This is a genomic window from Bacillus sp. FSL R5-0585 (assembly GCF_038004545.1).
In the GTDB taxonomy this organism is placed as follows: domain Bacteria; phylum Bacillota; class Bacilli; order Bacillales; family Bacillaceae_G; genus Bacillus_A; species Bacillus_A cereus.
Genome location: NZ_JBBORJ010000001.1, coordinates 3,470,202 through 3,495,245 on the forward strand (window position 1 = coordinate 3,470,202; position 25,044 = coordinate 3,495,245).

Genomic DNA, 25,044 nt, shown 5'->3' on the forward strand with positions numbered 1-25,044 from the left:
AAAGAGAAAGGAATCCCTTTCTCTATATGTTTTCTGCCATTTCTTCTTTAAATCCGAAGAAGTACGTAAAGATAAATCCGAAAGCATATGCAATTACTAAACCTAAGAAATATAGTAAATATTTATTGTCAGCAATTAACGGAATTAAAGATAGCCCTGATACGCCAATTCCAAGTGAAGCCGTTTGCATAACTGCTTGGAATGCACCACCGACAGCCGCTCCTAAACAAGCAGTAATAAACGGTTTCCCAAGTGGTAATGTAACCCCGTATAATAGCGGCTCACCAATTCCTAAAAAGCCAACTGGCAATCCACCTTTAATTACATTTCGAAGTCGTTTGTTTTTTGTTTTCACATAAATCGCAATTGCTGCGCCCACTTGGCCAGCACCAGCCATTGCAAGTACTGGTAATAAAGGTGTTACGTGTGTTTGATTAATAAATTCCATATGAATTGGTGTTAAACCGTGATGCAATCCGACCATAACGAGAGGTAAAAATGTTCCCGCAAGTACTGCGCCAGCAAATGCTCCGCCAATATTTAAAATCGCATTAATTCCGCTCGTAATACCATCTGATAAGAAACCTGCTAATGGCTGAATGGCTAACATCGTTACGATACTTACAACTAATACAGTAATGAGTGGTGTCACAATAATATCAACTGCATTTGGCACTGCTTTTCGAACTTGTCTTTCCACTACAACCATAAGCCATGCTGCAAAAATAACTGCGAACAATCCGCCCCGTCCGGGCACTAATGCTTCACCAAACAATTTTACGTTTGCCATCGCCGGATTGAAAATTAGAATACCAGCAATTGCCCCAAGAACCGGTGTCCCGCCGAACTCTTTCGCTGTATTCCAACCAACTAAAATTCCTAAGAATGTAAAGATACCGCCGCCAATGAGTAGTAACATTTGTAACCACGTTGCATTTGGATCAGCACCAGCGTTTTTCGCAAAGTTAGCAACCCCGTTTATAATTCCTGACGCAACAAGACCTGGAATTAATGGGATGAAAATACTCCCTATTTTTCGTAAAAAGTTTTTCACCGGTGTATTATTTTTCTTCTTAATCTCTGATTTCATCTCTTGCCCAATATCTTCAAGGTGATGATCTGCTACCTCACCAATTCGTAGTCCTGTCAAACCTTCCATTTCAGCTGCCACTTTATTTACTGTTCCTGGACCAACGACAACTTGAAGCGTCTCATCTTCTATAACACCCATAACGCCTTCAACTTTTTTCAAAAGGTCCATGTTTACTTTACTTTCATCATGAAGCGTTAATCGTAGTCTCGTCATACAATGAGCAATACTACGAATATTTTTTATTCCTCCAAGTTGCTCCGAAATTTCCTTGGCCATTCTCTCTTCTTTCTTCATAATAGAATCCCCCTCCCTATTATTTTATAGTGCTTTCTTCACAAACCCTTTAGCGTATTTTAGTTTCTCCAGTGCTTCCCCATATTCACACTGCAACAACACCATAACAATTGCAGCTTTTACGTTACGTTCTGCCTTTTCATAATACTCTGTCGCTACTTCATAACTAGCGCCTGTTGCTTCCACAATAATTCGTTTTGACCGTTCTACTAACTTTTCATTTGTGGATTGAACATCTACCATTAAGTTTTTATATACTTTTCCTACACCAATCATCGAAGCTGTTGAAATCATATTCAGCACTAATTTTTGTGCTGTACCAGCTTTTAAACGCGTTGATCCTGTTAATATTTCTGCACCTGTCTCTACTTCCACATTTAACTTTGCATATTTACTTATTTCAGCATTTTTATTACAAGAAATACTCGCTGTACTCGCTCCTACGCTCTGTGCATATTTCAAGCCGCCGATTACGTAAGGAGTTCTGCCACTTGCAGCAATTCCAATCACTGTATCTTTCTCATTTAATCCAATACTTTTTAAATCTTCTTCCGCTAACTCTTCGCGATCTTCGGCACCTTCCACCGCTTTAGTAAACGCTTTCAATCCACCTGCTATAAACCCTTGCACCATTTTATCATCCGTGCCAAATGTCGGCGGACATTCCACTGCATCTAGAATACCTAAACGACCACTCGTACCAGCACCAATGTAAATTAAGCGTCCCTCTTCTTCAAAAGATTTAATAACAGTCTGTACAACCTTTTCAATTTGTTCTATCTCTTTTTCAACTGCTAACGCAACAGTTCGATCTTCTTCATTCATACTTTGCAACACTTCTTTTATGCTCATCTCATCCAAATTCATTGTTTTCTCATTACGATGTTCTGTCGATAAATTTTCTAACATATTGCCACCCTCTTTGAAATTATATTTCACACTTTTATTATAACTTTAAGAAACTAAAAATCAATGACTCTTTCTTATTTTATGAAATAAAATTTCACAACATGACATATTTTTGTCAAAGATCATAAAGTGAAACTTTAATCAGTGGGGGTTTTGTTCATCCCCACTGATTATTAGCCCGCACCAATCGGGCATTAACGGGCAGTTGATCCCCACCTAACTTTCTTTGCTTCCGCTGAATTTTGAAGTGAGGGTCTTACTGCACGGCAAATAGCGGGATAAAAAAAGATGAGTCTCCTCATCTTTTCTTCTACTTTAACTTCCGTAACCGCAACGCTTCTTCTCGTGTCTCCATAAATTGATTCAATACTTTATTACCAATTCGATTGAAAGTAATCACATATAAAGCATCGATCATATTCAATTGCGTCATTCTCGAAGCAATACTCGCAATACGATGATCTTGTTCTACATCTGGCATACAAAGGCGAATATCCGCTTCTTTATATAACGGTGATGATTTATCTAATTTCGTAATTCCAATAACAGTTGCACCTTGTCTCTTTGCATACTGCGCCATTTCAAGCACATCTTTCGTTCGACCAGATGTTGAAATCGCAACAAATATATCGCCTTCTTTTAAATTCGTCACAAGCGGCAGCATCATATGAAAATCAGATAGCATCATCGCTGTAAATCCGAGCCTTGTAAATTTATAAGCTCCGTCCATCGCCGGAGTAGCTGATCCGCCTACTCCATAAAAGATAATTTTATCGGCATTTACAATACGATCTGCAGCTTTTTCAAGTTCTTTTTTATCTATCGCCGTCACGCTCGCCTCAATTGCAGCTTTATTCACATAAGTAACTTTATTAAATAAATCGTACGGTCCATCTTCTGTATTCATCACTGAAAAATCGTTAATATTATAATCAGCAATCGTTAATTCACGAACGAGTGCTATCTTAAATGCTTTAAAGCTCCCAATCCCAATCGACTTACAAAAACGAACGACACTCGCCTCACTTGCGCCTGCATTCGTTGACACTTCTTTCGTCGTTAAGTTCGGAACAATCTCTGCATTCTCCATTATGTACATGGCAACCTTCTTCTCAGCTGGTGAAAATTGATCCATATTACTTTCAATTTTAAATAGTAATGTTGAAGCTTTCACTATTTAACCTCCACTTCTTACGGTTGCGTTCACTTATTTTCTCTTGCTTCAAGAAGGTAATAACCATCATCGCCAGGAGGATGAAACACATTTACAATGCGATTCCCTTTTTGATAAACAGTTCTTTCCCCTTCTGTCCACTTCTTTTCCCAACCGTTCATCCAAATCGCAACATCAGGTAAAAAAGCAGTATATTTCAGCTTCTGACCGTACTCACCATCTGCTTCTTCCGAAAAAATAGAAACCGGAAAATCTTTCACTTTTGATTCTTTCCATGCCGTAAATGGTATACATACTGCAATAAGTACGATTACACCGATAACCTTCTCCTTCGTAATCTTCACACTTCCCTCTCCTTGTCATATCACATACATAGATTTTACCATAATTACAAACCCTTCATGCTATATGATCATTGCTTTTGGGAATAAAAAAAGAGCTTACCTACATCAGATAAGCCCTTCCTCTCTATACAAAATATTTCTTCAAAAGTGGCGGTGTAATAATCGTCGTCAATATAACAACAATAACAATCGCTGTGAAATTTTCTTTCGCTAATAAATTCGCCGTAAGTCCATTTGCAGCGATGATAAGCGCTACTTCACCACGTGATACCATCCCCGCGCCAATACTAATAGAAGATTGGAGATTAAATCCTGTCAGTCTCGCTCCTAAACCTGATCCGATTAACTTTGTGAAAATTGCAATGAGAGTCATAATAATAATGAACCAAAGCTGGCTTCCAATGCCTTGAAATGTAATTTCCATTCCGATACTTACGAAGAATACTGGAACAAATATTGCATAAGCAATCGGTTCAATTTTATGTTCCACCTCATGCTTATACTCTGTTTGAGAAATAGCAATTCCTGCTGCAAATGCTCCAATAATACCTGCAATTCCCATCATTTCACTGTAATAAGAAAAAGAGAAACAAATAATAAGAGCTGCGCTAATTAACGCTTCTGTTACACGAAGCGGGACAAGCATTTTCATAATCCAAGGAACGACTTTCCATGCAATAAAAACAATACTTACAAAGAAAATAATTTTCTTTACAATGACAAGCGTTATATTAACATCTTGTGTTCCTAAAAAACTCATTACAAATGCCAATAAAATAACGACAATGACATCATCAAATACGGCAGCACCTAAAATTGTTGTACTTTCTCTCGTATTCATTTTTCCTAGATCACGTAGCGTCTGCACCGTAATACTAACCGATGTTGCGCAAAGTAATAAACCTAAAAAAATGGCATGGGATTGTATTAATCCAAACAGCAATCCTGTTACATAACCACCGATGAAAGGAAAAATAATTCCACCAGCCGCTACTGCAAATGACGATTTCAAATTCCGATTTAACTCTTCTAAATCCGTTTCAAGTCCCGCCATAAACATAAGCAACAAAACACCAATCTCACTCAGTTCATCAATCAGTTCAGAACTATTAATAATACCGAGTACCGCCGGACCGATAATAATACCGACAATTAACTTACCAAGTACAGAAGGCTGACCAAGTCTTACACTAATGTCACCAGCTAATTTCGTACAAAGTAAAATGACGACAAGTTCAAAATAAAATAACATAGCATCTGCTCCTACTTTAACTTTAATCAGTGGGTCGTTAACCCCCGTCCATTTCTGCAAGTAGTTTCCCCTATTGATCCGCATTTTATTTGTCATATTTTTATTTGACAAAATATTCTGAATTATATTAAGATTAATCCAGCAATTTTAAAAAACTACATACCATAACTGCACCTCCACTTCCTTACTTACTCTTTTTTAATGGGCTCATACTATAGTCGCAGTTATGGAAATGAAAAAACGGGGGGAGAGTCCAAAGTGAAGTCATTATTACGAAAAAAAGCGCTTAGTACTGAATCACCAAAGCAGCTAGATAGAACATTAACTGCACTCGATTTAACGTTTTTAGGAATCGGCGCCGTAATTGGGACAGGGATCTTTGTATTAACAGGTATTGTTGCAGCAAAACATTCTGGTCCTGGTATTATGCTATCATTCCTTATTGCTGCATTTACTTGTGCTTGTGTAGCCTTTTGTTACGCTGAATTTGCTTCTTCTATTCCTGTCTCAGGAAGTGTGTATACTTACGCATATATGACAGTCGGAGAAGTCGTCGCCTTCATCGTCGGATGGTGTTTAATGCTCGAATATTTACTTGCCGTTGCAGCAGTAGCTGTCGGTTGGTCTGGTTATTTACAATCATTACTACAAGGTTTCAATATACACCTGCCCGCCATAATCGCCTCGGCCCCTGGCGTAGGAAAAGGTGGCCTCATCGATTTACCCGCTGTTTGTATTTTACTAATCATTACCGGTCTTTTAAGCTTCGGTATACGCGAAAGCGCTCGCATTAATAATATTATGGTTCTTATCAAGCTAGCAGTTATTATCGCTTTTATCGTAGCAGGCGCAAAATATGTAAAACCTGAAAACTGGACACCGTTCATTCCATTCGGATACGACGGTATTATTACTGGCGCTGCCACTGTGTTCTTCGCCTTCTTAGGATTTGATGCAATCGCAACCGCTGCAGAAGAAACGAAAAAACCGCAGCGTGATTTACCAATTGGTATTATCGGTTCTCTTCTTATTTGTACTGTTTTATATATGATTGTATCTTTCGTTTTAACAGGTATGGTTCCTTATACGCAATTAGACGTTTCTGATCCAGTTGCATTTGCATTGCATTTCGTTGGTGAGGATACAATTGCAGGACTACTCGCTGTTGGAGCGATGACTGGAATGACAACCGTCCTCTTAGTCGTTATGTATGGACAAGTTCGCGTTTCGTATGCAATGAGCCGTGACGGTCTACTTCCAAAAGCGTTAGCACGTGTAAATAAAAGAGTAAAAATCCCTTTATTAAATACGTGGATTACTGGCGTTGTTGCTGCTTTATTAGCAGGCCTTTTAGACTTACATTTGCTAGCGAATTTAGTAAACATCGGCACATTAACAGCCTTTACATTCGTTTGCTGCGCAGTACTTATTTTACGAAAAACACACCCTGATTTAAAACGCGGATTCCGTACACCTTTCGTACCTGTATTACCAGTTGTTGCGATTCTTTGCTGCTTATATTTAATGATCAATTTGTCTAAAACAACATGGATTAGCTTTGCAGTTTGGCTTATAGTCGGCTTATGCTTCTATTTCTTCTACTCTAGAAAGCATAGTCATTTAGCTATTGAAAAAACAAATGACGAACAGAAAAAAGCATAACAAAATAGCTCGCCGATAAAACGGCGAGCTATCTTTCTGTACTATTATATTTTTTCGTTAACGATTGTAAAATGAAAAATATGCCGATGCAAGCTGTAAACCATGCCCAATTTCCTATTGGTGTCGAGTATTTGATCATTCCAATACCCACAAGCACTAAGAAAATAATCACCTGATATATGAGCTTCCACTTTTGCATATATTCCCTCCTTTACTTCGTCCCCTTCTTTTTCTTCTTCCAGGCATTCAAACTATCAAAGAAGAAGTTAATAAATAACGTTCCTAATCCTGCTAATAAAAACGTCATTAAGAATAAAACCCAAATACTTTTATCTTTTAATAAATAATATCCTACAAGGAGCACAACCGCGATCCATACATATTCAAGAATTCTTTTTAGCTTTTTCTGTTCCAAATTATTCGCTCCTTCTTTCTATGCTACTTTTAGTATAACAAAAAAGAAGCCTATCATGATAAGCTTCTTTTCTTCTCTCTTATTTGTTCATACTTTTGTCAACAAGTGAAATCGCATACTCTAATGTACGATTCATCGTTTCTACCTGTGCATCTTTTACTTTTACATCTTTCACTACAGCTTCGGCCACTGTAATTTTTTGACTCAGTGCTTTCACTGAACCGTCCATTACATTTGCATCTTGCGCTTTTTTCACTACTACTTTTGCAGATTCAATATTGATTTTTAATTTTTCTTTCGGTGTTTTCGGTTGTTCTACTACTTTAGATTGTACAAATGTTACATTAGCTGTTTTTAATTCGTTATATGTTTGAACGATTTGCTCTCCCGTACTCCCTACATTTCCAAACACTTGTTTTGCATTATTATAGCTTTTCTCTAATTCTTGAAATGCTTCCTTTGAATATTGACCTGGCTTATCACCAAATTCATACGTACTAACTAACACTTCTTTTACTTTTCCAAGCTCTTCAAATAACGCATTTACTTGCTCTAACTTCGTACGGTTAGAAAACTCATTGTATGATGCTAATACTTCTGAAGAACTTAAAGCTTTACTATATAATTTTGCTAACGCGATTTGTCCATTTAACGGAATACCACCATTTCCGTTACTATCAGGATCCGCTCCAAATGCAAATGGTACGTTCGGGTTATAAACTTTTCCTTGAGCTGGCTGACTATTTACTTTTTTACCATCTACGTAAATTGCCACTTCGCTTCCGTTATACGTTCCTGTTAAATGATACGTTTTGTTCGCTTCTAATTGAACGCCAACACGTTTATAGCTACCTCCAATGTGAGCCCATAATTCAACATATCCACTTCCTGTAGACTCAAATCCAATTCCGCCGCTCTCTGTATTTTGCAAAATACCTTGTCCGCGAATTTCATTCATTGAAAATACAGTTTCTAATGTAAACGTATTTACTATTTTCTCTTTTTGTGCTGCTGAAAATGGAAGGTATCCAAATGTATTAGATTGTCCGTTTAACTTCATAACATTCTTCTTCAATGCTTTATCATATTCAATAGTCACATTGCCCTTCACATCACCTTTTGTACCAAATGGTGAATTGTCTTTAAATGTACCATCTGCAAAGTTTACATCGAAAACATCAGCTTTTGGTACTTTCACATTCGGGTCAATATTATCTTTTTTCGTAGTAATTTCCGCAGTTAACGGCTGTGCGGTTTCATTGCCAAATGAATCAATCGCAACTACTTCAAGTGTATATGCTTTCCCGCCATCTAACCCTGCAAGCGTAAACGTAAGATCTTTCGGCACTGGATCACGATAAAACTCTGAGAATGCTAACAATTTATTTTTTATTTCACCCGTTTGCTTATCTCTAGCCTGCACACGGTAAGAGTGAACAAGGAGGTTGTCCAATGCTTGCGGGAATGTTACTGTTGCCGCATTTTCTGTTACATTTGATACAGCAAGCTTTGCATCTTTAGCAAAGTAAGGCTTTTCTTTATCACGATCTTCTACATGTGTAAATGTTTCTTTCTTTGCTGGTAATTTAATTTTCCAAGGCTCGCCTGTCCAAGAATTCGTATGGAAATCACGGCGATTAATCGTCACTTCTTCTTCATCTACTTCTACTAATAAACCTTGGCTTAACGTACTAGCTCCTGGCGGGATATTCCCTTGTACTTTACCACCTTCAACTTCCATATAACTTACTGAAGATGTACCAACTGATGTAAAGTCTTTTTGATGTATCGATCTCGGATCATCTAACGGATAATGTGAATGACCTGAAAACGTAATAACTTGTGGATATTCTTTTAACACTGCATTAATTTTTGCGCTATCTTGTGTTCCCCATTCCTGACTACCGTACACTGTATCTTTAATATGTTGATGTAAAAATACAAAAATCGGTTTTTCTGGATCATCTTTTTGTGCTTTTGCCATTTCTTCTTTTAACCAATTAATTTGCTTGTCCGAATAATAACCATGTGTTGTTCCATTCTCTGGAGACATAACAAGGAAGTGATAACCTTTTACCACTTTATGATAATAAATTGATTCCATACCTGTTTTTTCTAAGAAACGCTTCTGTGCACCCTCTACGGATAAACCGTTCCAATAATCATGGTTACCGAGAGAATTCATTCGCACTGCATCTTTATTTGCATTTTCATTATACACTTGCATGAAACGATCATATTGCTGCACTGATCCTGTATCTGTGAAATCACCTACAATAACAAACGCATCTTGCTTTGGTGCTAATGTATTAAACTGTTCAATCGCTCTTTTCCAGCGAAACGTATCATCCGTTCCACTATTTTTAATATGCACATCACTTACAACTGGAAAAACTATCTTCTTCTCACTTGATGCCTTTTCTTGCTTTTTCTCTTCCGCCTTGACTGATGTACTCCACGGAAATGATACGAATGCTAATACAAAAACCATTAATAATCCAATAAGGCCTTTTACTTTTCTTAAAGCATTTCTGTCCACGTGAATCCTCCTCATAATAATTGATTCATTACAAGGGCTATTTTATCTAATATATGTTAATGTCGTTTAAATAACAAATGAACTTTATTAGATTTTTGTAAATATACAGTTAATTAGAAATTAAGTCCAACATTCCTCGTACTATGGTATACAACCACCTTTTGTCTAAAAGAGTCTAATCATTCTTTTCCTATGACCATTTACATATAATCTTTTCTATAACACTAATGATAAGTTAAGGTTTAAGCCTATTAGACAATCTTAATTTTTAATATTTCCTTCTTTTTTTAACACATCGGCCATGCTTTTACATTTAATAGTAATAAAAGACAACTTAAAAGGAGGGGTTGTATTGAAGAACAAAAAAAATATTGGCTGTTTCGCTCCTTTATCTATCATTTGTCCAGACCCTTGTCCACCGCCCCCTCCTCCAAATCCAAATTGTGAACGAGTAACAAATGAATTTGCAGGAAATTTCCTCATAACGAATAACACCATCCCCTCTGTCAAAGATGCATCACAATCAATGATACTGTGGCAAAGTGATGGGATACTACTTATATCAGGTACTGTCTCGGTTTACAATAGTACTAGCAGCACCGAAGCAATTACAATTCAAATCGTTGGAACAGTAACCAATATTTTCACTGTGTTTCCTGGTAATACAATATCGTACACAGGAAAAGACCTACAGTCGGTCAATATTATCAATATAACAAGTAATCCTTCACTATATTTAGAAGGCAAGTACTGTTGTGAATTTACATGTTGCTTATAGAATACCAATTTCATTATTTCCTTAATATAAAAAGCATACCGTTTACGGTATGCTTTTTATGAGATTGGATAACGTACTGTAATACAAAACTCACCTTGATTAACAGTCGTTCCTGTCGTAGTAATTCGGACAGTCGTAAAATATCGGACAGTGAAAGTACCACTACTTTGCGGTTGTACAGTAATTGTATCAACTACTGTTGCACCTACTAAAAAATCAACTGTAATCGGGTTGGCACCTACATCATATTTCACGTAACCTGAACCATATACTTCTTGCGTGATATTATTTGTATATACAATTTGAGTACCAGCACCTGTAATAGACCAGTCTGTACATACTTGGTCTTGCACAAGTGTTTTATTAGAACAACAAGACAAACTGGAACTTCTCATTCCCATTTCGATCCTCTCCTATTCTGCTATGAAAGTGGATAACGTGTTGTAATACAAAATTCTCCCTGATACGTTCCAGCAGGTGTTGCAGGTAACACAACTTGTATACTATCAAAGCGACGATACGTAAAAGCAATACTCGTTCCTGGGTTTAATGTTTGTGTATCGATTGTACCCCCAGCAGAATCAAGCGCTTCTACAGTAATTGGGCCTGGTCCAACATCATATTTAACAAAACCAGTACCAACTACGTTTTGGTTGATATTATTTGTATAGAGAACATTATCAATTGCTGTTGCAACTACAGTAGCAGACCACGGACTACACACTTTATCTTGCACATAATTTTTATCTGGACAACAAGTTAATGCTGACCCTGAGCACTCACAAGACATAGTTGTTTCCCCTCTCTCTTTTATATTCCCTATATGTGTATGTCCCCCAGAGTCTTTTGCCTGTACTATTCATCTATTTTCAAAAAATATTCAAATGACTAGATAGATTCCGTTTTGTTTCTTTTCTTCATATATTTATAGACAAAGATACTAGCAACGATAAGAATAACGCCCCCTAATATCGGGAACATATATTGCCCAACAACATCCGCTGCTTTTTCCCAATGTGGACCTAGTTTCATTCCAAAATAAACATACAAAGTCGTTAACGGGAACATTGCTACAAATGTATATATACTAAATTTCCATATGTTCATTTTCGCCATACCACACGGAACAGAAATAAGCGTTCGAACCCCTGGTACAAAGCGTCCAACAAATGCTACAACTGGTCCATATTTCTCAAAGAAATCATCTGCTTTTTGAATTTGTTCTTCTTTAATAAAGAAGTATTTTCCGTATTTTATTAATAGCGGACGACCACCATAATAACCAAGTGCGTATAACGTTAACGGTCCTGTCGTTCCGCCAAGTGTTCCAGCTAATACAGCTAGCCAAAAATTCATATCTCCCTCGTATACCCAATACCCAACCATAGGCAAAACAACTTCTGCCGGAATAAATTCGAACGTTAAAGCCAGTACAACTCCAAAATAAGAAAACTGCTTTAAAAACTCGATTATATCTAAAATTATTTGCTCCATATTTTAACTCCTATCCTACGTTTACGTTATGCTTTTCTTGTAATTGAACTGGCGCCATTTTTACAATTCGGTTCAAAATAAATAACACAATTCCAATATCATCTAAAATACCGATAAACGGTAGGAAGTCTGGAATTAAATCAAGCGGCATCGCAACATAACCAACTAAAAAAGCAACAGATAAAATTTTCTTCTTTATTGAAACCTCTTTTGAAGTAAAAAAGTCAAATAGGAATGGAACAAATCGGCGAACATGAAATACAACTCTTAATCTACTAATAAGTTTTTTCATTTTTATATCTCCTCTCTTTGTATACGAAAAGGACCCTACCAAATATGGTAAGGGTCCTCAAAAAGACAGAAAGGGGCCTTTACCATTGCTGGTAAAGGTCTCACTAACAACGAAACGTTGCCAATAAAGCCGAGGGTTTCTCCCTGTAATGACGACTTTACTGTAATAAGTTACTCCCCTTTATACACAATTTTATACACTCACATTAAAATATTTCAGAGGGCTTGTCAATATATTTTATATCCCAATCCCTTTCGTAAAAAACAAAAAACGTATAGGAAATTTCTTACTATCTCATAATATACATAATCATTTTTGAACGAAAGGAGATGTTTCATTTGCATACTGTATGGAAAGGTGCACTTTCACTTGGACTATTAAATATAGGCATCAAACTATATAGTGCCGTAGAAGAAAACGACATAAAATTTTTAAGTCTCCATAAAGAATGCTTAACACCTATTAAATATAAAAAGTTCGCTCCCGATTGTACGGATGAAGAAATTGATGATAACGATATTGTAAAAGCCTATGAATACGCACCTCATAAATATATTATTATGGATGAAAAAGAATTAGCTGAATTACAACAAGCTCATGAACCACGATCCATTCGTATTATATCTTTTGTCCAAAATAACGAAATTGATTCTGTTCTTTATGATCGCTCTTATTTTATAGGTCCTACCCCAGGACATGAAAAATCGTATTTATTATTAAAAGAAGCTCTTGAACGTACAAATAAACTTGGGCTTATTCATATTTCTATTAGAAAAAAACAACATTTAGCTATTATCCGTAACTTTGAGGATGGTCTTATGTTGCAAACTATTCACTACCCTAATGAAATTCGCGCTATAACAAATACACCTAACTTACCAAGTAACGAAAATTATCCGATTCAAAAACAAGAACTCACCGCAGCAATCAATTTAATCCACCATCTTACAAATCCTTTTGAACAAGAGATGTATACAGATGAGTATAAAGAAGCCCTTACCGAACTAATCGAAAACAAAATTGAACAACAGGAAAAAACCGAAACAATCTCTCCAACTCCAAACATCATCAATATTATGGAGACATTACAGGCAAGTATTGAACAAGCAAAAATAAAAAGAGACAATAAAACAGAAAAAGAGGCCAAATAAAATTGACCTCTTTTTTCTTTAAAGCGGATTACATTTTGGCATCTCAAGTCCAGACGATTGTGCTAATTTTAATAAATAATAACATTCTTCTCTTGCCATATGATCCGCCATTCTAGCAGATAATGCACTTAATATTTCATTCGATAACTCCAGCTCTTCAACCTCATGGAGAAAATGCGAAAATAATTTTAGCTCAAGTGAAACATCTTTTGTAAACTTCTTTAATGCAGGAAAATGATGAAGCTCTGTCCGTAAATACCCCGTCATTTCAACTGCCTTTAAGTAAAATTGTTCAAAGTGCTTCGTAAATTCTTCGCTTTTCTCTTTTAATCTTTTTTCAACAAGATCTAGCCCACCAGAAATAGAGCCTGCATGACCAGCTGCATCTGTTAACCAAACGAGATGATAATGTAATTCATGAAAAACAGGCGGAACTTCTCCTTTCTTTAAAAATTCTAACACTGTTATATACTCTTCTACTTCGTTTACCATATGATTGATGAAAGTTGGCGTAAAATGAATGGTAATTTTTCCTTCCAACTGTTTCTGTATAATATTTAATTTAAACGTCCGAATCTCCTTAGCTGCTTGTTCCGCCTCTTTGGAAAATGCCACGAGATTCACATTACGAACTTTATTTAACAGATTCGTAAATGTTTCAACAAAATAAGTAGCTTTTTTTATATCTTCTTTTTCCTTTGGAGCTAACGCATCAAGTAAAAATTGCGCATGATCAGTAAGCACCTTTAGCCAAAATTGATGCTCAAACAACGCACTTTCTTCATAATTCCTCTCCACTAAATCCCCTCCGTTTATTCATCCTTCTCTATCACTTGAAGTTTATATCCATCTGGGTCTTGTACTACAATGCTCTTTCCACGTTTATTTTCTGTATATAAAATTTCATAAAACGCTAACTTCTTTTTTAACTTCTCTATGTTAGAAATCGAAAATGTTATAACCTCGCATGAATTCGTAACACTCTTCTCTCTCCCCCCTAGCATGCGATTCATAACAAAACTAATTCTCTTTGAATCAGAATCATACCAAACCCCCGTTACATCTAATTGGGGTCTTTCTAAACTAGGTTTAATTCCTAAAACCCCTTCATAAAAATACAAAGTTTCCTTTAAATTCTTCACTTCTAATACAATACATTGCTCCACATTCATTCCCCCCGTACCTATTACTTTTTTATATGTGTCATAAAGGCCTATTATGTCTGAATACAATACGTAGTGATGAAGAATATAGGGAGGTTTATTAATGGATAAATACATGAAATCATATGTGCCATATCATAGCCCTCAAGATCCTTGTCCTCCTATTGGAAAAAAATATTACTCTACCCCTCCTAATTTATATTTAGGTTTTCAACCGCCAAATTTACCACAGTTCTCACCGAAAGAAGCACTACAAAAAGGAACTTTATGGCCTGTTTTTTATGATTATTATGAAAATCCTTATAAAAAAGGGCGGTGACTACTGACGTGAACCAGCCACTACCAGAAGAGTATTATCGACTTTTAGAGAATCTCCAAGAATTAGACTTTGTATTAGTTGAACTAACCCTTTACTTAGACACCCACCCAGACGATACAGCAGCTATTAACCAATTTAATGATTTTTCCTATAAACGAAGAGTATTAAAACAACAGATGGAAGAAAAATATGGACCGCTTCAACAGTATGGAAATAGCTATTCTAATGCCCCTTGGGAATGGAGCAAAGGTCCTTGGCCATGGCAAATATAAAGGAGAGAAACTATGTGGATTTATGAAAAAAAATTACAATACCCTGTTAAAGTAGGAACTTGTAATCCAGCACTTGCAAAATTATTAATTGAGCAATACGGTGGTGCAGATGGAGAATTAGCTGCTGCACTACGTTACTTAAATCAGCGTTATACAATCCCGGATAAAGTCATTGGCCTCCTTACCGATATTGGTACAGAAGAATTTGCGCATCTTGAAATGATTGCTACGATGGTTTATAAGCTGACAAAAGATGCGACTCCTGAACAGATGAAGGCAGCTGGTCTCGACCCTCATTACGTCGATCATGACAGCGCACTTCATTACCATAACGCAGCTGGTGTTCCATTTACTGCAACCTATATACAAGCTAAAGGTGATCCAATTGCCGACCTATACGAAGATATTGCGGCTGAAGAAAAAGCGCGTGCCACATATCAATGGCTTATCAACCAATCTGACGATCCCGACATAAATGACAGCTTACGCTTTTTACGCGAACGAGAAATTGTCCATTCACAACGCTTCCGAGAAGCCGTTGAAATTTTAAAAGAAGAACGCGATAAAAAAATATATTTTTAAAACACATATCCTAGCGATATGTGTTTTTTTACGTTAAAAGTTAAATCCTTCCTATTAAACATACAAATAGTATATTTATTCGATTTAATGCATTATTTTTTAATTTTTTCAAAATTCCCTATTGCTTTCTAGTCATCAGACCTTTAAAATAATAACAGTTACTCGACAAATTATTTGAATTTTCGACAAAAATACTCATTAGGAGGATTTTCTTTATATGCGTACAACTTTGAAACCAGCGCAAATACTTTCGATTAGTTTATTACTCTTCGCAGTTTTCTTCGGTGCTGGTAATATGATTTTCCCGCCCCTTCTTGGTCTTTCTTCCGGAGAAAATATGTGGGTTTCCATTACAGGATTTATTATTACAGACGTCGGTTTATCTTTACTTGCTATCGTTGCTGTTGCCCTTGCTGGTGGTAGTTTTAACACTTTAGCGAGCCGTGTTCATCCAAAATTCGCAGCAGTATTCGCTATCATTATTTATCTTTCAATCGGCCCACTATTTGTTATTCCACGAACTGGATCTGTATCTTATGAAATCGGGATTGCACCACTTTTCCCAGATCAATGGTATTCTATGTTAGTTTTTAGTGCGATTTTCTTTACAGTCGTTTACTTCTTATCATTAAATCCATCCAAGCTAGTAGATCATATCGGTAAAATATTAACGCCAATTTTACTTGTAATTATTGCAATTATGGCAACAAAAGCGATTCTTTCACCAGGAACGTTTGCAGAGCCTATCGGTGACTATAAAGACATCCCGTTTTTCAAAGGATTTATTGAAGGATTTTTAACGTTAGATGCAATTGGCGCTCTCGTACTATCAACAATTGTTGTAAATGCAATTCGTCAAAACGGTATACAAGAGAAGAAATCTATCGCGAAATATACAATCATTTGCGGAAGTATCGCTGCTCTATTCTTAACAATTGTTTACTTTTTACTCGGTTATATCGGAGCTTCAAACGGAAACTTAGGGCAATTCGAAAACGGTGGTCAACTATTAGCTACTGTTATGTATCAATTCTTTGGGACAAGCGGTAATATTTTATTAAGTATCGCCATTATCTTCGCTTGTTTAACAACGGCAATTGGCGTTGTAAGTGCATTTGCAAATTACTTCACAACAGTGCTAACAAATGTTTCATACAAAAAGCTTGTGCTATACGTTTGTATCTTTAGTTTCGTTATTTCAAACTTAGGATTAAGCTTATTAATTAAAATCACACTACCTGTATTAATTATTTTGTACCCAATTACAATCATTTTAATTTTCGTATCATTTATCGATAAATATACGAAACGTAAACCTTCTGTCTACATCGGAGCGATGATCGCAGCATTTATTATTAGCTGTATTCACGCACTTGATAATGTGGAAATGATACCAGATTTTATCGCTAATATCGTACACACGATTCCTTTTTATAACTTAGGAATTGGCTGGATCATTCCAGCAATAATCGGTGGTATAATTGGATACTTTATTCCGCAAACAGAAGCTGCAGGTGAAGTTTCTACAAAATAAAGAAAAGAAGCAAGCATGAAATCCATGCTTGCTTCTTCTTTCTCTTCACATCGTATGCTTAAAAGTAAATAACTCTTCTTTTGACTGCAAAGCAGATTGTTCCTCTTCTACATGTTTCCTCTTTCTCTCTCCTCCTAACCTTACTTTCAACATCGCCTCTTCTATACTTTTCACAATCATATTTCCTGAAAAAATAGTTAGGCCGAAAAATGTAATTGGTACGAGAGGAATCCATGGATGCACTGTTAATGACCTAAAGTATACCCCAATTAAACCTGACCATTCATGCGTATAAGATTCCACTTCTTCCACTGGCCCCAAAAAACTAACTGTTCCACCAAAGAATACTTCCAGTAACCCTAAGTGCAGTAAAATAGTAAGAGTCTGCGTAAACTGTTGAAGAAATACGAGTATAAAAGTCATATAGAGATGCGGAAAAAGATGTTTTATAACAATACGTCTTCTCGAGCCGCCTAATATGCGCGCGGCATCAACAAATTCTTCTGTTTGTAATTTACGAACTTCCTTCGCAACATACAGTGCAATAACTGGCATTACAAGCATTACAAGTAATACAACTTGAAACGAAGCTCTTTCAAAAAAGCTTGTTGTTTCCTCTCCGCTTCCAAATAGATTTACAAATTGAAGAAAAAAATACGCAATCATAACTGTCGGAATAACTGTGAAACTATCAAAAAAAGCCTCAATCTTTGAAAAACCTCTTCTTACATATGTTCCAAGTACAACACCAAAGAACACACCTATTACCATTCTAAGTGCCGCAATTAAAATAGATATACCAATCGTCCACTTCGCGCCTTCAATAACTAAATGTAAAAGGTCGTATCCTTTCCGATCTGTCCCGAGTAAAAATTGGAATGAAGGTGAAAACGGTGGCACTTGTGGATTTTCATCCGCATCATATTGCAATGTAACTTGTCTAATGTGTCCATCATTCCATAACGTATTTCCGATGCTCAAAAGAACTAATATGAGAAGAAATCCAATACTTATCCAAAATCTTTTATCGCGTTTTATATACATCCACATATTATAATCTCTCCTTCATCGCAGCTGGAATGAAATAATGAAACAGCTTGAATAAAATAAATATCGGGATATATATAAGCAGCATACTAACGATGAAAACCTCAACTCTAATACCCTCATACGATTTCAAAAACATAAAAATACCACCCGTATTAAAAATCCATTCTATAATATATAAATTAGATAACATAAAAAAGATATTCGTTTTCGCAAAGAATAGTGTACTAAGCAACACATTTCGTAAAATATGACGATTTAAAATATGAAAACGCCCTAAACCCTTCGCCTTAGCAAATAGTACATAATCTTTTTCTAGTTCATTTTCAAAACGAAGCACGACCATTTTTACAAACATAATCGTAGTCGGGATGCTCAAGCACAATATTGGCAACCCTCTAATCGACTCGCCTCCAATTGAAGCAATTTGAAAAGGTAAAAAACCTGTTTGTTTAAAAAACCATACAACTAAAATTTGTGATACTAAAATAAGGAGGATATCTGGAATGGATTCTAGGAAGATGAGAAATGATTTAATTCGATGTTGTATACGCGGTGAACTACTCATAATGACATAAACAATACAAAATGCTACAAATAATGAAATAAAAAAAGCAGCTAAAAAAATAATAATCGTTTCTTTATAATGGACGAACAGCTGCGGAAATAAAAATTTACCTCTCACATATTGCAAATTGGAAATATCCATTAAGTTCACAAACACTTCTTTTAAACTCTGTATGTACTTTGATACATCCAGCTTAAATCCATAAAACAATTTCGGCAGAGCCCCTAACATAATAATCCCCAAGATCGAAATAATAAATTGAATTGTCACTTCCATCCCATTCAGAAAAACTTTTTTGACCACGTTTTCCCTTCTCTCTCTTTATATTTTACCCTCTAATTTTATTCTTAATTTTCTGAATTGTAAATATTCAAACGTAAAAAATCACTAGGTTATGATCCTAGTGATTCTTTATGCGCATGCCTTTCTCTTTTCGCAAACGGCATATATAAAATAAAACATCCAATAAGTGCTGCGAGTTCTAATGAAATAATATAGTAAGGATGCGGTCCTAACATATCGAGTAATGAAGCTGTTTCTGGCTTATGAGCTAAAAACATATAATTACCACCTGTTTTATAATTCACAAACGAAACAAGCGGAATCAATATGTTTAAAAATATCATCGTACGCTTAATAGATTGCAAGGTCGGTCTATAGCCTTCCACCCAAGTCATAAAGAGTGGTGCCCAAATAAGCAATACATGCGCGATAAAATATTCAATGAAACGAAAATGCGGAAAAGCATATTGCAAATTTGGTGTTAAAATAGCTTGTGATGCACCAATAATTCCCGTAAAAAATACAATCTCATATATTCGATAACTTTTCGTTACAATCATAATCGACGCTAACAACAAACTAATTGTACATAACTCAAACGGTAATGAAGTAGCTAGCTCAAAAATCCCCGCTTTCCACTCCCACATATGAAGCCCAATTTCACTACCTATAAATAAAAATGCAATCGCATATCGAACCGTTATATTCCACTCATTTTGACGTAATAAATCTTGGTATTGATACAGAAAAAATATCCCCACCAACATAATAAATAATATAATGGCATGTTGCCTTGAGTATGGAATAAACGGTTTTAATGGATGCGCACTAAAATAAGCTTCCATCTTCCTTCCTCCTCTCCTTCATACAATATTATTGTAAGAAAGAAACAACGAGTCAATTCATTTGCTTACAATAGGACAACCTCTACCTTACATTTACATATTCATACCTTACAAAACTGTAAGGTTATTGTAAGCTAAAACGATTTGTCAGATTCTTCACCTCTTCTATACTTAATGTAGATACTAAAACGAACGAAAAGGTGATAAATAGATGAAAAAGAAAAATAAAGTGTTAATTACTAGTGTAGTAGCAATCGGAATTGCAGCTGGATCATACTTTGCATTTGCTGGGGGCGGTTCAGAAGTAGCAATGGCATATAGCGGATATAAAGTAACTGAAAAACAAATCCAAAACGCGCAAAAATTTGGTGGCGAAGTTATTCCAAATGGAATTGAAACTATTTCATTCGATCCAACAAAAGGAACATATGAATTAGCTGTGAAAAAAGGCGATGAAGTGAAAAAGGGGCAGCTTCTATTTAAATACAATGACCCGACTGCTAAACAAGGTGTAACAGAAGCAGAAATGCAAAAGAAAATCGCACAAAAAGAAGTAACGTTGTTCCAAAAACAAATTGATGCGGCGAAACAAAAATTACAAAAAGATAAAAATGCAGGCCTTCCTGCTGAAGCATTAAAAGCATCAGAAGCTGAAGTTGGGCAATTAGAATCACAACTTGAAATGAAAAAGTTTGAAGTTGAAAAAGCTGATGAAATGATTAAAACAGCAAAAGAGAAAGTAAACACTCTTTCTGTAACAAGTCCTGCTGATGGCGTAATTGATGATATCGTGAAAACTGCTGACGAAAAAACAGGTATGAGCGGAGTTACTCTTCGTCACGCTGGTCAATTTAAGGTAAAAGGTCAACTTTCTGAATATGAGCTTGCTAGTATGAAAGTTGGGCAAGAAGTAACTGTTTCATCAAAAACTGTCGCTGGTAAGACTTGGACAGGAAAAGTAACAGAAATCGGTTCTACACCATTAAAGAGCATGGATGAAAATAAAACTGTTTCTAACTATCAATTCACTGTCACATTAGATAATAGTGACGAATTACAAAACGGCTTCCACGTTTACGTAACAAGTAAATCTGGCGAAGCAACTGGTACAATTGTTCCGAAAAGCAGTATCGTGAAAAAAGGTGACAAAAATGTTGTCTTCGTTGTAAAAGACGGTAAGGCGAAAGAACAAGCAGTTACTGTTGAATTCGAGACTGATAGCGAAGCAAAAGTTTCTGGAGTGAAAAAAGGAGAGGAAATTATCTCTAAACCTGAAAAAGACTTAAAAGATGGTATGGAGGTTGTCGCCCAGTGATTAACTTAAAAGGCATCACGAAATCCTTCCAAAATGGTGCAGAATCCGTTCAAATATTACACGGAATTGACGTAACACTGAACCAAGGAGAATTCACTTCTATTATGGGACCTTCTGGTTCTGGTAAATCAACATTAATGAACATTATCGGTTGCTTAGATAAACCGACGACAGGTACGTACGAACTAGCCGGTCAAAATATTTCAAACATGTCTGAAACAGAACTTGCACACGTACGTAATAAAGAGATCGGATTCGTATTCCAAAACTTCATGTTATTACCGAGACTTACAGCGCTTCAAAATGTAGAACTACCTCTTATTTACGCTGGAGTCGATAAAAAAGAAAGACGCGAGCGCTCATTAGCTGCTTTAACAAAAGTCGGTTTAGCTGATCGCGCTACTCACTTACCGAACGAATTATCCGGTGGTCAAAAGCAACGTGTCGCCGTTGCCCGTGCAATCGTAAATAACCCGAAATTCATTTTAGCCGATGAACCGACGGGAGCACTTGATACGAAAACAAGTACACAAATTATGGACCTCTTTTACGAATTAAATAAACAAGGCTCAACAATCATTATGATTACCCATGACCGTGAAATCGGGGAAGCTGCAGCACGTCAAATTGTAATTCGTGACGGAAATATCGTCCAAGATTGGAGAGGTTAATTTTGAATACGAGTGAAAATATACGCATGGCCCTTTCCTCTATCTTTGCTCATAAAATGCGTTCTATCTTAACGATGTTAGGTATTATTATCGGTATTAGTGCCATTATTACTATCATTTCAATGGGTGATGGTACAAACGCAAAGTTTAAAAAAGAATTAGGCCAAGGAAAAGATAACGAAGTAACGATTTACTACAACAATCCTGATTACGGAACAGATAGTGCCAAAATCACACCTGATATGCTAAACCGTCTGCAAACTGTACCAGGCGTTAAAGATGTGTATCCAGACGTAAGTATGAAAGTAAAAGCATCTGCTGGTTCAAAAGATGTAAATCTTGATTTAAAAGGTGGAACAGGCGCCTTTATGACAGATTCGAAAATAAAATTAGTTCACGGTCGTGAATTAAATGACAGTGAACTAAATCAAGCAATCCCTGCTGTTATATTAAATGAAGAAGCTTTCAACAAATTATTTAGTAGTGGTTGGGAATCAAATCAATACACAGATATAAAAGGAAAGCCGTATAAAATAGTTGGTGTATACGAAACGAAAAATGACTTTGGAATGCCTATGCCTGAAGGTTATACATCACTTGAAAATGCGCCTGTCATTTCAGGAGTAAATGAGTATGACTCTGTAAGATTAACGATGACCTCTCCGACAGAACGTAAAAGTGTAGAAAAACAAGCTGTTTCTGTCTTAAACGAAATGAAAGCTCCTAAATTTGAGCACAAATTCGAAGCACAAGATTTAGGTGAATTTACGAAACAACTAGACGAATCAATCGGTATGATGAAAATGGTATTCGGTGGTATTGCCGCTATCTCCTTACTTGTTGGTGGTATCGGTGTAATGAACATCATGCTCGTATCTGTAACAGAACGTACACGTGAGATTGGTATTCGTAAAGCACTTGGTGCAACACGTGGTAAAGTATTAACACAATTCTTAATCGAATCTTGTATATTAACAGGACTTGGTGGTTTCATCGGATTCATGCTCGGTATTTTCTTCGCTTGGATCGTCTCAATCTTTGCTGGATGGCCACTCGTTGTCTCAAAAGAACTTGGACTTCTTGCAGTAGGTATCTCAATGTTAATCGGTATTATATTCGGTTTACTGCCAGCTAACAAAGCTGCCAAACTGGATCCAATTGAATGTTTACGATATGAATAAACAAAAACGTAGGAGTTTACACTCCTGCGTTTTTTATTTATCTACTAAATTGAGTTTCTTCTATTATATATGTTTCACGTTACAACTATCATTCTAATACTCTTCATTATTTATAGGTACTAAGGCTATTATCTAATTCTATTATTGCAAAAATACTATGTAACAGACGAAAATCAAGGCGTAATTTTTTCCATACTTCGACTGATTTTGTAACAATTATATCGATATTTTATTAAATTTCACCTCATTTATATATTTTCACGCCTAAAAAGATTATCGTTTCATAACTAAATTTCCATTCAAACAGTAAAATAAGCTATTTTTGTAACACTATAGATATCATCAAGAAATATTACCGTAACATTATTAACGTTACAGTAATTGAAATACTACTCATTTTGTGTTTCATATGCCCTAATACGCCAAAAAACAACAAGGAAGCGCTATCAGGATATTTATGGAATTGTTACAGAATATTAATGCCCCGTTACGAAAGCTTTGTAATTTTATGTTTTTCGCAAATAAGAAAATAATGGTTGCTATAATGAGGTCAACGAAAACAAATGCAATGGAGGCTATTATGAAAAAATTTATGGGTATAGCAACAGCAGCGGTTTTTGGTCTTGGGATTTTCACAACATCTGCTAAAGCAGAAACAATCGTAACGACTGACGTACTAAACGTACGAGAAAACCCAACTACTGAATCAAAAGTTGTAGGAAAATTATTAGATGGATATAAAGTAAATGTTTTACATACAGAAAATGGTTGGTCAAAAGTTCAATTGAATAGCGGTAAAGAAGCTTTCATAAGCGCTGACTATACAAAAGACACTTACTACGTAACAGCAAACGTATTAAACGTACGTGCTGGGGCAAACACAGACTCAGAGATTCTTGGTAAGTTGAAAAAAGATGATGTAATTGAAACAACACACCAAGTACAAAATGATTGGATTCAATTTGAATATAACGGAAAAACAGCTTATGTTCATGTTCCTTACTTAACAGGTAAAGCACCAGTTAAAGTTCAACCAGTAGCTAAAGTTGAAAAAACGACTACAGTTCAAGATACAGCTAAAGTTCGTGAAGCAGCTAAAGCTCAGGAAGTAGCTGAAACTCAAGCAAAAGCTAAAGCAGTGGAAGCAACTAAAGCTCGCGAAGCAGCTGAAGCTCAAGCAGAAGTTAAAGCTCAAGAAGCGGCTAAAGCTCGTGAAGCAGCTAAGGCTCAAGAAGCAGCTAAAGCTCAGGCAGATGCTGAAGCTCAAGCAGAAGTTAAAGCTCAAGAGGCAGCTAAAGCTCGTGAAGCAGCTAAAGCTCAAGCAGATGCTGAAGCTCAAGCAGCGGCTAAGGCTCAAGCAGCAGCTAAAGCTCGTGAAGCAGCTAAAGCTCAAGAAGCAGCTGAAGCTCGTGAAGCGGCTAAAGCTCAAGAAGCAGCTAAAGCTCGTGAAGCGGCTAAAGCTCAAAAACCAGCTACACAACAACCTGTTGCAAAAGAAACTGAAACAAGTGCACCATCATCTTCTCGTGAATTACGTGTTGTAGCAACAGCTTACACAGCAGATCCACTTGAAAATGGTTATAAAGCAGGCGACCAAGTAAAATCAGCTTTAGGTCACAACTTAACAGCTAATCCAAACATGAAACTAATCGCAGTTGATCCAAGTGTCATTCCATTAGGTTCAAAAGTATGGGTTGAAGGTTACGGAGTAGCAATCGCTGGTGATACTGGTGGAGCTATTAAAGGAAATAAAATCGACGTTTTAATGCCAGACAAAGGTACATCAAGTAACTGGGGACGTAAAACAGTTACAGTTAAAGTATTAAACTAGTTAGTAAAAAAGAGTCAGTCTCATCGTTGGGGCTGGC

General features: G+C 36.2%; 29 protein-coding genes. 11 read left to right on the plus strand and 18 right to left on the minus strand.

What is annotated here, in order from left to right; all coding sequences use genetic code 11:
* Nucleotides 1–22: 22 nt before the first annotated feature.
* The 5 genes from MKY38_RS17885 to MKY38_RS17905 all read right to left on the minus strand — a co-directional run bounded on the left by MKY38_RS17885 (nucleotide 23) and on the right by MKY38_RS17905 (nucleotide 5,162).
* Nucleotides 23–1,387, minus strand: a complete 1,365-nt coding sequence (locus tag MKY38_RS17885) for a PTS transporter subunit EIIC (protein WP_000711293.1) — start codon at nucleotides 1,385–1,387, stop codon at nucleotides 23–25.
* Nucleotides 1,388–1,411: 24 nt separating this feature from the next.
* Nucleotides 1,412–2,296, minus strand: coding sequence for an N-acetylmuramic acid 6-phosphate etherase (gene murQ / locus MKY38_RS17890; protein WP_000892348.1), 885 nt, complete (start codon nucleotides 2,294–2,296; stop codon nucleotides 1,412–1,414).
* A gap of 310 nt (nucleotides 2,297–2,606) precedes the next feature.
* Complete coding sequence (locus MKY38_RS17895) at nucleotides 2,607–3,470, minus strand: MurR/RpiR family transcriptional regulator (protein WP_114555742.1); 864 nt, start codon at nucleotides 3,468–3,470, stop codon at nucleotides 2,607–2,609.
* Nucleotides 3,471–3,499: 29 nt separating this feature from the next.
* Nucleotides 3,500–3,814, minus strand: coding sequence for a hypothetical protein (locus MKY38_RS17900; protein ID WP_000704958.1), 315 nt, complete (start codon nucleotides 3,812–3,814; stop codon nucleotides 3,500–3,502).
* Between the two features lie 124 nt (nucleotides 3,815–3,938).
* The gene (locus MKY38_RS17905; RefSeq protein WP_061113410.1) at nucleotides 3,939–5,162 is read right to left on the minus strand and encodes a cation:proton antiporter; all 1,224 of its coding nucleotides are present in this window, start codon (nucleotides 5,160–5,162) and stop codon (nucleotides 3,939–3,941) included.
* Nucleotides 5,163–5,324: 162 nt separating this feature from the next.
* Here MKY38_RS17905 and MKY38_RS17910 point away from each other — a divergent pair, with 162 nt between their 5' ends.
* Entirely contained in the window at nucleotides 5,325–6,728 is a 1,404-nt protein-coding gene (locus tag MKY38_RS17910) for an amino acid permease (protein ID WP_000838711.1), read from the plus strand.
* Nucleotides 6,729–6,756: 28 nt separating this feature from the next.
* Here the strand turns inward: MKY38_RS17910 and MKY38_RS17915 are convergent, their stop codons facing one another.
* The 4 genes from MKY38_RS17915 to MKY38_RS17930 all read right to left on the minus strand — a co-directional run bounded on the left by MKY38_RS17915 (nucleotide 6,757) and on the right by MKY38_RS17930 (nucleotide 10,192).
* A complete protein-coding gene (locus MKY38_RS17915; RefSeq protein WP_001174850.1) occupies nucleotides 6,757–6,927 on the minus strand; it encodes a hypothetical protein in 171 nt (56 codons plus the stop codon).
* 12 nt (nucleotides 6,928–6,939) lie between these two features.
* Nucleotides 6,940–7,143 carry a hypothetical protein gene (locus tag MKY38_RS17920; protein WP_000435800.1) on the minus strand — a complete coding sequence of 68 codons (204 nt, stop codon included), beginning with the start codon at nucleotides 7,141–7,143 and terminating at the stop codon, nucleotides 6,940–6,942.
* Nucleotides 7,144–7,222: 79 nt separating this feature from the next.
* Nucleotides 7,223–9,682, minus strand: a complete 2,460-nt coding sequence (locus MKY38_RS17925; RefSeq protein WP_114555740.1) for a LamG-like jellyroll fold domain-containing protein — start codon at nucleotides 9,680–9,682, stop codon at nucleotides 7,223–7,225.
* A gap of 261 nt (nucleotides 9,683–9,943) precedes the next feature.
* Entirely contained in the window at nucleotides 9,944–10,192 is a 249-nt protein-coding gene (locus tag MKY38_RS17930) for a hypothetical protein (RefSeq protein ID WP_065224701.1), read from the minus strand.
* Here MKY38_RS17930 and MKY38_RS17935 point away from each other — a divergent pair.
* Entirely contained in the window at nucleotides 10,080–10,460 is a 381-nt protein-coding gene (locus MKY38_RS17935; RefSeq protein WP_234411761.1) for an S-Ena type endospore appendage, read from the plus strand. The genes MKY38_RS17930 and MKY38_RS17935 overlap by 113 nt on opposite strands.
* A gap of 56 nt (nucleotides 10,461–10,516) precedes the next feature.
* Here the strand turns inward: MKY38_RS17935 and MKY38_RS17940 are convergent, their stop codons facing one another.
* From MKY38_RS17940 to MKY38_RS17955, 4 genes are all read right to left on the minus strand, one after another.
* Nucleotides 10,517–10,861 (minus strand): DUF3992 domain-containing protein, encoded by a 345-nt coding sequence (locus MKY38_RS17940; protein WP_000525819.1) that lies wholly within the window; start codon nucleotides 10,859–10,861, stop codon nucleotides 10,517–10,519.
* Between the two features lie 20 nt (nucleotides 10,862–10,881).
* Nucleotides 10,882–11,250, minus strand: a complete 369-nt coding sequence (locus MKY38_RS17945) for a DUF3992 domain-containing protein (RefSeq protein WP_001277540.1) — start codon at nucleotides 11,248–11,250, stop codon at nucleotides 10,882–10,884.
* Between the two features lie 98 nt (nucleotides 11,251–11,348).
* Nucleotides 11,349–11,954 (minus strand): DedA family protein, encoded by a 606-nt coding sequence (locus MKY38_RS17950; protein WP_065224702.1) that lies wholly within the window; start codon nucleotides 11,952–11,954, stop codon nucleotides 11,349–11,351.
* Between the two features lie 10 nt (nucleotides 11,955–11,964).
* Complete coding sequence (locus tag MKY38_RS17955) at nucleotides 11,965–12,246, minus strand: YkvA family protein (RefSeq protein ID WP_000733852.1); 282 nt, start codon at nucleotides 12,244–12,246, stop codon at nucleotides 11,965–11,967.
* Between the two features lie 338 nt (nucleotides 12,247–12,584).
* Between MKY38_RS17955 and ku the strand changes: the two genes are divergently transcribed.
* Nucleotides 12,585–13,397, plus strand: coding sequence for a non-homologous end joining protein Ku (gene ku / locus MKY38_RS17960; RefSeq protein WP_000557746.1), 813 nt, complete (start codon nucleotides 12,585–12,587; stop codon nucleotides 13,395–13,397).
* Between the two features lie 18 nt (nucleotides 13,398–13,415).
* Here ku and MKY38_RS17965 read toward each other — a convergent pair whose 3' ends face one another.
* Together MKY38_RS17965 and MKY38_RS17970 are read right to left on the minus strand one after the other, a co-directional pair.
* Nucleotides 13,416–14,195 (minus strand): DUF2935 domain-containing protein, encoded by a 780-nt coding sequence (locus tag MKY38_RS17965; RefSeq protein WP_065224703.1) that lies wholly within the window; start codon nucleotides 14,193–14,195, stop codon nucleotides 13,416–13,418.
* Nucleotides 14,196–14,209: 14 nt separating this feature from the next.
* A complete protein-coding gene (locus tag MKY38_RS17970) occupies nucleotides 14,210–14,569 on the minus strand; it encodes a VOC family protein (RefSeq protein ID WP_063535714.1) in 360 nt (119 codons plus the stop codon).
* A gap of 94 nt (nucleotides 14,570–14,663) precedes the next feature.
* On the opposite strand from MKY38_RS17970, the gene MKY38_RS17975 reads away from it, so the two are divergent.
* The 4 genes from MKY38_RS17975 to brnQ2 all read left to right on the plus strand — a co-directional run bounded on the left by MKY38_RS17975 (nucleotide 14,664) and on the right by brnQ2 (nucleotide 17,267).
* Nucleotides 14,664–14,879, plus strand: a complete 216-nt coding sequence (locus MKY38_RS17975) for a spore coat associated protein CotJA (RefSeq protein ID WP_000362188.1) — start codon at nucleotides 14,664–14,666, stop codon at nucleotides 14,877–14,879.
* A gap of 8 nt (nucleotides 14,880–14,887) precedes the next feature.
* Nucleotides 14,888–15,151 (plus strand): spore coat protein CotJB, encoded by a 264-nt coding sequence (gene cotJB, locus MKY38_RS17980; protein WP_001075543.1) that lies wholly within the window; start codon nucleotides 14,888–14,890, stop codon nucleotides 15,149–15,151.
* Between the two features lie 12 nt (nucleotides 15,152–15,163).
* Nucleotides 15,164–15,733 (plus strand): spore coat protein CotJC, encoded by a 570-nt coding sequence (gene cotJC, locus MKY38_RS17985; RefSeq protein ID WP_000265277.1) that lies wholly within the window; start codon nucleotides 15,164–15,166, stop codon nucleotides 15,731–15,733.
* Nucleotides 15,734–15,950: 217 nt separating this feature from the next.
* Nucleotides 15,951–17,267 (plus strand): branched-chain amino acid transport system II carrier protein BrnQ2, encoded by a 1,317-nt coding sequence (gene brnQ2, locus MKY38_RS17990; protein WP_065224704.1) that lies wholly within the window; start codon nucleotides 15,951–15,953, stop codon nucleotides 17,265–17,267.
* Between the two features lie 45 nt (nucleotides 17,268–17,312).
* Here brnQ2 and MKY38_RS17995 read toward each other — a convergent pair whose 3' ends face one another.
* From MKY38_RS17995 to MKY38_RS18005, 3 genes are all read right to left on the minus strand, one after another.
* Nucleotides 17,313–18,317 carry an ABC transporter permease gene (locus MKY38_RS17995; protein WP_065224705.1) on the minus strand — a complete coding sequence of 335 codons (1,005 nt, stop codon included), beginning with the start codon at nucleotides 18,315–18,317 and terminating at the stop codon, nucleotides 17,313–17,315.
* Between the two features lies 1 nt (nucleotide 18,318).
* Nucleotides 18,319–19,185, minus strand: a complete 867-nt coding sequence (locus tag MKY38_RS18000) for an ABC transporter permease subunit (protein WP_065224706.1) — start codon at nucleotides 19,183–19,185, stop codon at nucleotides 18,319–18,321.
* Nucleotides 19,186–19,274: 89 nt separating this feature from the next.
* Nucleotides 19,275–20,009: a YwaF family protein gene (locus MKY38_RS18005; RefSeq protein ID WP_016109278.1), complete on the minus strand. Its 735-nt coding sequence runs from the start codon at nucleotides 20,007–20,009 to the stop codon at nucleotides 19,275–19,277.
* Between the two features lie 211 nt (nucleotides 20,010–20,220).
* Here MKY38_RS18005 and MKY38_RS18010 point away from each other — a divergent pair, with 211 nt between their 5' ends.
* From MKY38_RS18010 to entC, 4 genes are all read left to right on the plus strand, one after another.
* Entirely contained in the window at nucleotides 20,221–21,324 is a 1,104-nt protein-coding gene (locus MKY38_RS18010; RefSeq protein WP_065224708.1) for an efflux RND transporter periplasmic adaptor subunit, read from the plus strand.
* Complete coding sequence (locus MKY38_RS18015; RefSeq protein ID WP_000609100.1) at nucleotides 21,321–21,995, plus strand: ABC transporter ATP-binding protein; 675 nt, start codon at nucleotides 21,321–21,323, stop codon at nucleotides 21,993–21,995. Before MKY38_RS18010 ends, MKY38_RS18015 begins: the two co-directional genes overlap by 4 nt.
* A gap of 26 nt (nucleotides 21,996–22,021) precedes the next feature.
* Nucleotides 22,022–23,176, plus strand: coding sequence for an ABC transporter permease (locus MKY38_RS18020; RefSeq protein ID WP_001986269.1), 1,155 nt, complete (start codon nucleotides 22,022–22,024; stop codon nucleotides 23,174–23,176).
* Between the two features lie 457 nt (nucleotides 23,177–23,633).
* The gene (entC, locus tag MKY38_RS18025; RefSeq protein WP_114555738.1) at nucleotides 23,634–25,007 is read left to right on the plus strand and encodes a cell wall-binding protein EntC; all 1,374 of its coding nucleotides are present in this window, start codon (nucleotides 23,634–23,636) and stop codon (nucleotides 25,005–25,007) included.
* The last annotated feature ends 37 nt before the right edge of the window (nucleotides 25,008–25,044 follow it).

Bases quoted from the DNA above. Each gene is read 5' to 3' on its own strand.
- MKY38_RS17885 (WP_000711293.1), bottom strand. From the start codon at position 1,387: ATGAAGAAAGAAGAGAGAATGGCCAAGGAAATTTCGGAGCAACTTGGA.
- murQ (WP_000892348.1), bottom strand. From the start codon at position 2,296: ATGTTAGAAAATTTATCGACAGAACATCGTAATGAGAAAACAATGAAT.
- MKY38_RS17905 (WP_061113410.1), bottom strand. From the start codon at position 5,162: ATGACAAATAAAATGCGGATCAATAGGGGAAACTACTTGCAGAAATGG.
- MKY38_RS17915 (WP_001174850.1), bottom strand. From the start codon at position 6,927: ATGCAAAAGTGGAAGCTCATATATCAGGTGATTATTTTCTTAGTGCTT.
- MKY38_RS17940 (WP_000525819.1), bottom strand. From the start codon at position 10,861: ATGGGAATGAGAAGTTCCAGTTTGTCTTGTTGTTCTAATAAAACACTT.
- MKY38_RS17945 (WP_001277540.1), bottom strand. From the start codon at position 11,250: ATGTCTTGTGAGTGCTCAGGGTCAGCATTAACTTGTTGTCCAGATAAA.
- MKY38_RS17950 (WP_065224702.1), bottom strand. From the start codon at position 11,954: ATGGAGCAAATAATTTTAGATATAATCGAGTTTTTAAAGCAGTTTTCT.
- MKY38_RS17955 (WP_000733852.1), bottom strand. From the start codon at position 12,246: ATGAAAAAACTTATTAGTAGATTAAGAGTTGTATTTCATGTTCGCCGA.
- MKY38_RS17970 (WP_063535714.1), bottom strand. From the start codon at position 14,569: ATGAATGTGGAGCAATGTATTGTATTAGAAGTGAAGAATTTAAAGGAA.
- MKY38_RS17975 (WP_000362188.1), top strand. From the start codon at position 14,664: ATGGATAAATACATGAAATCATATGTGCCATATCATAGCCCTCAAGAT.
- cotJC (WP_000265277.1), top strand. From the start codon at position 15,164: ATGTGGATTTATGAAAAAAAATTACAATACCCTGTTAAAGTAGGAACT.
- brnQ2 (WP_065224704.1), top strand. From the start codon at position 15,951: ATGCGTACAACTTTGAAACCAGCGCAAATACTTTCGATTAGTTTATTA.
- MKY38_RS17995 (WP_065224705.1), bottom strand. From the start codon at position 18,317: ATGTGGATGTATATAAAACGCGATAAAAGATTTTGGATAAGTATTGGA.
- MKY38_RS18005 (WP_016109278.1), bottom strand. From the start codon at position 20,009: ATGGAAGCTTATTTTAGTGCGCATCCATTAAAACCGTTTATTCCATAC.
- MKY38_RS18010 (WP_065224708.1), top strand. From the start codon at position 20,221: ATGAAAAAGAAAAATAAAGTGTTAATTACTAGTGTAGTAGCAATCGGA.
- MKY38_RS18020 (WP_001986269.1), top strand. From the start codon at position 22,022: ATGGCCCTTTCCTCTATCTTTGCTCATAAAATGCGTTCTATCTTAACG.
- entC (WP_114555738.1), top strand. From the start codon at position 23,634: ATGGAATTGTTACAGAATATTAATGCCCCGTTACGAAAGCTTTGTAAT.